The sequence below is a fragment of the Microcoleus sp. D2_18a_B4 genome, from assembly GCF_036702475.1.
Classification (GTDB): Bacteria; Cyanobacteriota; Cyanobacteriia; order Cyanobacteriales; family Microcoleaceae; genus Microcoleus.
Genome location: NZ_JAUBTL010000035.1, coordinates 66,462 through 75,100, shown reverse-complemented (window position 1 = coordinate 75,100; position 8,639 = coordinate 66,462). Strand labels below are relative to the sequence as shown.

Below are 8,639 nucleotides of genomic sequence, written 5' to 3'. Positions count from 1 at the left end.
TCCCTCTTCCTTCTTCCTTCTTCCTTCTTCCTTCTTCCTTCTTCCTTCTTCCTTCTTCCTTCTTCCTTCTTCCTTCTTTACCTTTTTCCCCCAGCACCCAACTCTGCCATCATCTCTCCAACTTGAGCGGATACCAAATTATCGGGGTCATTTTGCAGCCTGGGCAACAATTCGACCAAAGCCCGGGGCGAGGCTATTTTCAAATAGGCTAACACTGCTTCGCGGACAAAACCCGTCGGGTGCTGCAGACAGACAAGAGTTTGTTGAGCCGTAAGACTCCAGCGCGCTTCTCTCGCCAAGTGAAAGCAGCAGGCCAAGGCCCAATCCGAAAGGAAGTGACGCAATTCTAGCAAGCGCCGCAAACGATCGCTAGGCGCTAGAGGTTTGTAAACCATCAATTCCGAGAGGTTGCTCAATTTTTCTCTTTCCGAGTGTTGATCTAACAAATTGATGAGCGATCGCTTCCTAGCTATATCCACAGTATTGTCGAGAATTTCCAATCCCCTAGCAAGCAAAGAAGGTTGGCCAGAAGCGATGTTGAAAGCAGCCGCTTGTACTGTGTCCAGCGGATAAAGAAACTTCATCAGCAAAAAACACCGATCCTTAGCGTCCGCTTCCAACCCCGCCAGAGCCCGCTGTAACAATTGAGCCGTATCGTTCCCAGGTGCCCCGGTGCTGTTGGCTTCCCGATCCGAGAAATTGCCGTAGGTTGTTACCCCAGACAAATCTACCAGAGCTGCATAAATTTGACCGATAAACATTAACTCCTGCTCGATAAGAGTTTCCAAGCCGCTACGGCCGATGCGGTCTAGAACCCCTTCTATCCCCGCTTCCGAAGGCATTTTCAACAGGATGCGAAGGATGTTGCGCCTGGTCGTGCCCCAAGTCGTCATCAAATTGCTCACCAAAATGTCGATCGCCTCATTTGTCCCAATTTGACCCAGAGCCGTCCAAGCTTGCAACCTGACCAAATCAGACTTGTGGATATCCTCAGCCAAATACACGAGCAAAGGAATGGCATCGTTGTGAAGTTTGACTATAGCCTGCAAAGCCGCTTCCCTAGTCGATTTGTAACCGAGTCCGCGCAGCAGCGAAGGATAATATTCTTCCGAATGAGTAGACGAAATCACGTCTAACAGAGCACAGCGCACTCGCAGAGATTCATCTTGCAACAGATTGGGGATGTACAGCCGCAGTCCTTGCAAATAATCAGCCTCTCCCAGAGCCCGCGTCCCCATAACACGTTCCCGCTCTTGTTTGTGCGTCAGCATTTGGCGCAGCGTGTTAGTAGCCTCTGCCTTTTGCAGGCGATCGCCCCTTCTCATAATTAAAGCAGCCGCCGTACCCCGCACCACCGGATCGACCGTCGGCTGCAAGTAAGGCCGCAAGCTCTCAATATTCGGTTCAGCTTCCGTCAGCCAGATGTAGCGCAAAGCCAAGGCCAGCACCTCCGGCGGCAAGGATTGTTGCGAAAGTGCGCGGACAGCTTCTAAATATGCGGGGTTCGGGTGTTGCAGCATCGTTTCCAAGCTCTGGCGCTGCAAACCTGGGGACAGCGAATCGAGGATGGGAGCCAGAACTTCTCCGACATTTTTGGGGTCTATTTGCGTCAGGAGTTCTATGCAAGAGCGCTTTTCATCTTCGCCCCCTGGCTTTTGTAGAGTTTCCACCACTGCGCGCTTGAGAGCTTTGAGGTCAACGTCTGTGACGCCCAAGCGCCCCCGTTCTGCACTTTTGACCAACAAACCCACGTATTGAGAGCGGATCAGCCAGACCACAAACACCCACACTAGGGCCAATATTACGATCGCGCCAATAAATATCAAGCTTTGCTGGTCGTGAAATACATCTATATCTTGCTGGGGGAGTATCGTGCCTGTCACCCACAGCATAATCAGGATGCCGACTCCTGTAACTCCGGTGGACAAAGGTTCGCCTACACCGTTGACCAGGGTTTGAATGCCCGATCGAATATTGTCGGGAATCGGTTGAAATAAAACCGGGCTAACAGTTTCCAACAGCGTGTAGTGCAGCAGTTCGTCTAAAAATCTCAGCAATATTAGCCCGATGAACACAGATACTAGCTGGCCTAGGGATGCTCCTATGGTCAGCACTCCGAGTATAGCGATGCCCGCCGGCAAAATCATCGCCGTCACGAATACACCGATTCTTTCCACCAACCGGCTCGAAGCGAACCACTGAGTCGCCACTTGAAACAGGCCTTGTATGCCTTCATAAATGCCCAGGAAGCTAGCGATCCAGCTAGCTCCGTCCCCCGGGTTTTGGTATTCTAGCTGGCTGTAGAATTGGAAATCTACCAGCACGTAGACGACTTCTGCGAGGATGAAGAAACTGACTAGAGGTACGGCGTATTTTTGGAGCGGGCCTGTAACTTTGCGGGCGGTAAATTCTTCTTGGTCGTCGTCTTCGTCGTCATCCGTCCAGTGAGCCGTTTCCGGGAATGCTTGGCTGTATTTTTCCGTGAGGTAGTACAGCAACACCGAGCCTGTCGCCACCATCAACCCCGATATGAGGGTAACGTTTTTGAGTCCGACTACGTACAGCAAAACAGGCAGAGAAAATCCGCTGACTACTCCAGCTACTAGATAGCCGCTACTGACTAGCGGATAGGTGCGCTTGATTTCTCTAATATTAAACAGTTGGTTGGAAGTGATAGAAGTATTAAGGTCGTTGAGGACATAGCAAGCTTCTACCCACAGCCACATCAAAAAAATAGTAATAAAAGCGATGCTGACGCCAGCTATCTGAGTATTTTCGTAGCCGATGCCGAATCGAAACAAAAATAGCGGTATCGACATCATTGCCAGAACAACCACTACGGTGCGCCTTAGCGGCAGGATTTTTTGCAGCCACGAGTAGACAAATCCCAAGCCAGAACCGATAAACGCGCTGGCTATGTAAATCCAGGGCATTTTGTCTGCACCAAATTCATCTAGAAAAAGACCTACTGTGCTCAGTTCCAGCCAGATCAGCCCGACGGAGGTTAGAGTGTAGACCACGAACATCAGTACGGTTCGCTCTACTTCTTCCGATCGCAGGTTGAGCGATCGCAGCACTCCTTGTCTTACTCCCGCCGAACCGCTGATTTGAAAATTTTCCATGCAGCGTTGATTTCCCTGTGTGGTAGCTTATTCCTGACTAACTTCGGAAGTCATCAGCTATCAGTCACCAGTTTATGACTGATGACTGCTTACTAATGACTATCTATTTATACTTTCTTTGGCGACAGCAGCATCATCATACTGCGTCCTTCTTTTTTGGGGGCTTGCTGCACTTCTGCGATTTCCTGCAAATCTGTGGCCATGCGCTTAAGCAAGTCCTCTGCTAGGTTGCTGTGTTGGATTTCCCGACCTCTGAACATGATCGTGGCTTTTACTTTGTCCCCAGATTTGATAAAGCGGTCTGCTAGTTTGAGGCGCACTTGGTAGTCGTGTTCTTCAATTTTGTAGCGCATCTTCACTTCTTTAACATCGGCAGTGTGCTGCTTCCGCTTTGCTTCTCGCGCTTTCTTTTCCTGCTCGAATTTGTACTTCCCATAGTCCATTACCCGGCATACGGGCGGGTCAGCTTTGTCGCTGACAAGTACGAGATCGAGTTCTTTTTCTTCTGCGAGGCGCAGCGCTTCTGCAGGCGTCAATATCCCTAGTTGCGCGCCGTCGGTATCGATTACCCGGATTTTGGGGTATCGAATATTTTCGTTTATCTGGGGTAGGTTGCGATTTTGTCTTCTTTCAATCACAGGCATGAATGGTTTTACAAGCAGTAGTTTAATAGCGAAGCTTCTTGATAGTTACAGGTTTGCTCGGTCAATTTTTCACGATTGACGATCGAACTGTTTTATAAGGTGTTACCCTTACCGGACGTACTACCGCGCCCTATGTCCCCTCCGCTAAAGCCTTGGGGAATATTTGGACTGATCGTAAATGAATTCTTACAATACTTGCTATTCTACTCACTCTGGCTGAGTTTCTGCCTAGTTTTATTTTAACTTCACACACGATCGCCCGCCCCCTTGCCCGATCGATGACAAAACCGTCAAAAATTCAGGGTAAAAGCTTAAGGATGAGGTGAAACCGCTTTTCCTAGCCCATCTCGCCCGGTCTGGCAAGTCCCCCAAGTCGCCTGATGTGCCTTGTAGAATAGGTATAAGAAGTGTAAATTTATGTTGCGAGCTGAGGCAAAATTGACAAATTCTCTGCTGTGGCACCAACGGGTGGGAACTCAACGAGACTGGATGTGGCGGGGTTGGCAAACTCGCTACACTTATTTGCGGCCCGATGGGGTACGAAATCAAGACGCGATCGAATTTCAAGATTCTGCGGCCGAACCAATTGGCCCGCGCGCATCGGGAACGCCGATTATTTTACTGCACGGGTTTGGAGCTTCGATCGGTCACTGGCGACAAAATCTCGCCCAACTAGCCGAAAACCAAACGGTTTACGCCTTGGATTTGTTGGGGTTTGGCGCTTCCCAAAAAGCTCCGATCGACTACTCTGTGTCTTTGTGGGTTGATCAAGTTTATGATTTTTGGCTAACTTTTATCAGAGAGCCAGTAATATTGGCAGGAAACTCGATCGGCTCGCTAATTTGTCTGGCCGTAGCTGCTGCTCACCCGGATATGGTGGCCGGCACGGTGATGATTAGCCTCCCAGACCCCTCTGTGCGAGCCGAGGCGGTGCCCGGATGGCTGCTTCCGGCGATCGAAGCGGTTGAAAGTTTGTTTGTTTCCCCGATCATACTCAGGCCTCTGTTTTATTTTGCCCGCAAGCCTTCCTTTGTCCGCCGCTGGGTTGGCTTTGCCTACTCCAACCCCGAAGCTGTTACCGACGAATTAGTGGAAATTCTAGCAGGGCCAGCGGGCGATCGGGGAGCAGCCCGCGCCTTCTGCGCTTTATTTAAAGCTGTAGGCAGTTCAAAATTTGGCCCCAGTGTCAAGACTGTGCTGCGAAATTTAAGAATCCCGATGCTGTTAATTTGGGGCAAACAAGACCGGATGATTCCCCCTCGGTTCGCCCAACCCCACCAATTTGTCGAATGCAATCCCAATTATGTAGAGCTAGTTGAATTAGACAATGCGGGCCACTGCCCCCAGGATGAATGCCCGGAACAAGTAAATCAAGCAATTTTGAACTGGATGAGCCGGAATTTTGCACCTATGGGCGAGAGCGAATTGCAGCACTGTTGATTAGACATGGGGCCGTGGATTACTAGGGGAAAAAAATAACTTGCAGGTATCGATCCCGCTCAAAAATAAATTTGCTAGAACTCGATCGCACCGGTGGTATGGTATAGCAGATGTTGAAGGCTATAGGGCCGAAGCGGAGCGGGTAAAAAGAAGTCCTGCAAGAAGGCGTAATCGACCGCTTAGGTTTCAAAAATTAAGAACGTCCTCACCGTCAGGGCGGTTGCGATATTACAAAACTTCCCTATCTTGAGAGTCAGTCGATTTGAGGTTCGAGAGTGACCACGAATTTCAAAGGTGGTACCCGCCATGTGATTTATCCGTGGAATCAATCCAAAATCGAAAATCGAAAATCAGAAGAGCCCCCGCATTTATCCGTGGGGTCGCCTCTAAAATCTAAAATCTAAAATCTAAAATCGATTGACTCCCCAGCCACTATCTAGAGGCTTGAACTAACCTAAACCACTTGTTTGCTGTGGACGACTCCTGCAGGAAAGTAAGTCTCCGTCTTTCTGTGATGTCATGTATCTACTGTTATTGATGGCCACTTTTTTTAGAAGGTGAGAGATTGACACAATCACCAAGATAGTGTATCTTCTCTAACTGGTAGTACACATCCAAGTTATGCAGTTAGTCGAAAGGCAAGTCATTAAACCAAATCACAGGTTTTACCCAGAAGCCGATCGATTGTCTTTGCTGTCCAACAAACTTTACAACTGCGATAACTATATTTACGGTCAAAACTTTTTCTCAGGTCAACCAACCAATGCTCTGGCTGTCGATCGTGCACTCAAAAAGAGTCTAAATGACAAAGCATTGCAGGCCCAAGTAACACACAAAACTCTCCGGTGACTGCTGAAAACATGGACTAACTATCATAGTGTTAAATTGGCGGGCGCGAGCGCGATCGCCCTACTAAGTTTCAAGCAGCACCGAAAATCCCTGACTAAAAAATCCAGAAAAAAAGAGAGCAGGGGCAATATGTAGTTGTATTCAACTGTCAATCTGTTAGCAAAAAAGTAGCAAAAAAGCTTTTCCCAAAGAATATGCCAGTTTGTCTGGGACTAACATTTGGCGGCATTGAAAAGTTACCTAAATCTGGGAAATCCGGATTGTTCCGGAGGTAAGTTGTTAAGTTATTGAGGTAGTTTAGGAAAAGTTAGAACAAAACGCAAGTGTAAAGCGGATTATAACCCTGACCGTAACGAGCTTCGCCAACATTAAAGAGCTATGAAACCCCTCCCTGGAAGATCGGTAAAATTCTACCTTCTAACTTGTACCTTCTAACTTCAAGAAACACCTTGTCTCTTGCTCCTAAAAATAAATACCTTCCCTTGTGTCCACAATCTTTCAGTCTGCTTATAACCGATCGCCCCCAAGTATACGGGAAAGTTCAAAAATGCCGGGATCTGGCATTTTGGAGCCTGTTAACGCATAAAAAAGTCAATTTAGCCAACAACTGACGGCCCCCGTGCCCCCGGTCTGCTGGCGGCTAACTGCTGAAAGCCTCTGAGGGCAAGCAGCGCCCTTCCAGCTTTTGGCAGTAACGCAAACGAGGAAAAAACTGTCGTGAAATTCCACTGGCTACTACCGAGTTTCTTAAGTGTATTTTTGCTCGCCGGAGCCGCCGAAGCAGCTAGACTGCAATCTTGGCGGTTTGATGCTTCAGAGAACCGGCTTTACATTACAACAGACGGGGGAGTGCAACCCAAGGCTCAACTGATTTTCAACCCGACGCGGTTGGTAATCGACTTGCCGGGGACGAGTCTGGGCCGTCCCTCGGTCAGCAAACCGCTCTCAGGGGCGATCGAATCGGTGCGGGTAGGGCAGTTTGACAACAATACGACCAGAATTGTGGTCGAGATCAGAGACGGGTTTACTATAGACCCTCAGCAAGTAAAATTCCGGGGTATTTCTCCGAGCGAGTGGACAGTGGATTTGCCAACGCCGGTGCGGGCAGAAACTCAAAATCCGATTTCAGAGCCAGGGGGAGAAAGGTTATCGGTTGAACCTTCAGCATCCCAAGCCCAGTCTGGCGAGGCAACTGTAGTTCAGAACGTTCAGGTGACGGCAGACGGTTTTTTAGTCCGCACTGCGGGCGGTCGCCCCCAAATTAATTTTGAACAAAGTCGGGCTGGGGACATCGCCACCCTCGATATTGAAGGAGCTACTTTAGCGCCGAGCCTAAGCAGCCAACAGCCTCAAACGAACGGCCAGCACGGGGTTGACAAGATTGAAGTCCGGGAACTACCAACAGACCCGCCCGTTACCCGCGTGACTTTGCGGATGAAGAGTTCTAATACTCAGTGGCGGGCGTCTGTGAGCAATTTGGGCGGGGTTGTGCTATTGCCCGGAGGTGTAGTAAGACAGCCCTCGGTTTCCCGCAGCCTGACTGTAGCTCCTCCGGCGAGACAATCTCAAGGAAATTTAGCGAGAGTTCAGTCAATTGATTTAGCCAGTAACGGCACGCAACTGGTGGTGAGAACTGACCGCCAAGTCTCCTATACCAGCGGCTGGGATCAGGCGTCGAGAGCTTACTGGATCAGGATCGCCTCTAGTGTCCTGACGGGCGAAATTCCTCAGCTCGATGCCAACAGTCCTGTATCGTTTAGTGCCAGCCAAGAAGATGCGGAGACTGTGGTGGTTTGGGTGCAGCCACGATCGGGGGTAGAGGTAGGCAGGGTGACGAGACCGAACCCGCAGTTGCTGTCTTTGCAGTTGCGATCGAATGCTAGCGCGCAGCCTTTGACTCGCACTCCCAATTTGCAGCCTTTGCCGAGAAGGACTTTCGGAACCGATGAGTTGCCCCAAGCTTCTAACCGCCGCGCCGTAGTAGTGATCGATGCTGGTCACGGTGGCCGCGATCCGGGGGCAGTCGGGATTCAGGGCATTCAGGAAAAGGAGATTGTTTTGGATATCTCGCTTCAGGTGGCGAGGCTACTGGAACAGCAAGGGGTGCAGGCGGTGATGACTCGGACTGACGACAGGGAAATCGACCTGGAGCCCCGAGTTTCTTTGGCGGAACGGGTGAATGCTAGTGTGTTTGTCAGCATTCACGCTAATGCGATTAATATGAGTCGGCCGGATATCAATGGGATTGAGACTTATTATTTCAATAACGGCCAAGATTTGGCCAGGGTGATTCACGCCAGTATTTTGGAGGGTACGGGGGCGACTGACCGCCGGGTGCGGCAGGCGAGATTTTATGTTTTGAGGAAGACTTCTATGCCTTCTGTTTTGCTGGAGGTGGGTTTTGTTACGGGTGCTGAAGATGCTGCTAGGCTTTCTGACCCAGCTTACCGCAGTCAAATGGCGGCTTCGATCGCTCGCGGCATTTTGCTTTATCTTCAACAAAGATAATGGGCAGTGGGCAGTGGGCATTGGGAATCGGGCATCGGGCATCGGGCATCGGGTATCGGCAAAACAGGACAACTGC

At 49.9% G+C, this 8,639-nt stretch carries 5 protein-coding genes; 3 read left to right on the top strand and 2 right to left on the bottom strand.

Features of this window, described 5'->3' with window-relative positions; translation table 11 throughout:
• Window positions 1-77: 77 nt before the first annotated feature.
• Both QUB04_RS19830 and infC read right to left on the bottom strand, forming a co-directional pair.
• Complete coding sequence (locus tag QUB04_RS19830; RefSeq protein ID WP_333286938.1) at window positions 78-3,122, bottom strand: HEAT repeat domain-containing protein; 3,045 nt, start codon at window positions 3,120-3,122, stop codon at window positions 78-80.
• Window positions 3,123-3,229: 107 nt separating this feature from the next.
• A complete protein-coding gene (infC, locus tag QUB04_RS19825; RefSeq protein ID WP_006635262.1) occupies window positions 3,230-3,766 on the bottom strand; it encodes a translation initiation factor IF-3 in 537 nt (178 codons plus the stop codon).
• A 417-nt stretch (window positions 3,767-4,183) separates the two neighbouring features.
• Here infC and QUB04_RS19820 point away from each other — a divergent pair, with 417 nt between their 5' ends.
• The 3 genes from QUB04_RS19820 to QUB04_RS19810 all read left to right on the top strand — a co-directional run bounded on the left by QUB04_RS19820 (window position 4,184) and on the right by QUB04_RS19810 (window position 8,563).
• Window positions 4,184-5,206: an alpha/beta fold hydrolase gene (locus QUB04_RS19820; RefSeq protein ID WP_333286936.1), complete on the top strand. Its 1,023-nt coding sequence runs from the start codon at window positions 4,184-4,186 to the stop codon at window positions 5,204-5,206.
• Between the two features lie 621 nt (window positions 5,207-5,827).
• Window positions 5,828-6,055 carry a hypothetical protein gene (locus QUB04_RS19815; protein ID WP_333286934.1) on the top strand — a complete coding sequence of 76 codons (228 nt, stop codon included), beginning with the start codon at window positions 5,828-5,830 and terminating at the stop codon, window positions 6,053-6,055.
• A gap of 717 nt (window positions 6,056-6,772) precedes the next feature.
• Complete coding sequence (locus QUB04_RS19810) at window positions 6,773-8,563, top strand: N-acetylmuramoyl-L-alanine amidase (protein ID WP_333286932.1); 1,791 nt, start codon at window positions 6,773-6,775, stop codon at window positions 8,561-8,563.
• The last annotated feature ends 76 nt before the right edge of the window (window positions 8,564-8,639 follow it).

Excerpts from the sequence above, each read along its gene's own strand:
- QUB04_RS19815 (WP_333286934.1), top strand. The coding sequence starts at position 5,828 with ATGCAGTTAGTCGAAAGGCAAGTCATTAAACCAAATCACAGGTTTTAC.
- infC (WP_006635262.1), bottom strand. The coding sequence starts at position 3,766 with ATGCCTGTGATTGAAAGAAGACAAAATCGCAACCTACCCCAGATAAAC.
- QUB04_RS19820 (WP_333286936.1), top strand. The coding sequence starts at position 4,184 with ATGTTGCGAGCTGAGGCAAAATTGACAAATTCTCTGCTGTGGCACCAA.
- QUB04_RS19830 (WP_333286938.1), bottom strand. The coding sequence starts at position 3,122 with ATGGAAAATTTTCAAATCAGCGGTTCGGCGGGAGTAAGACAAGGAGTG.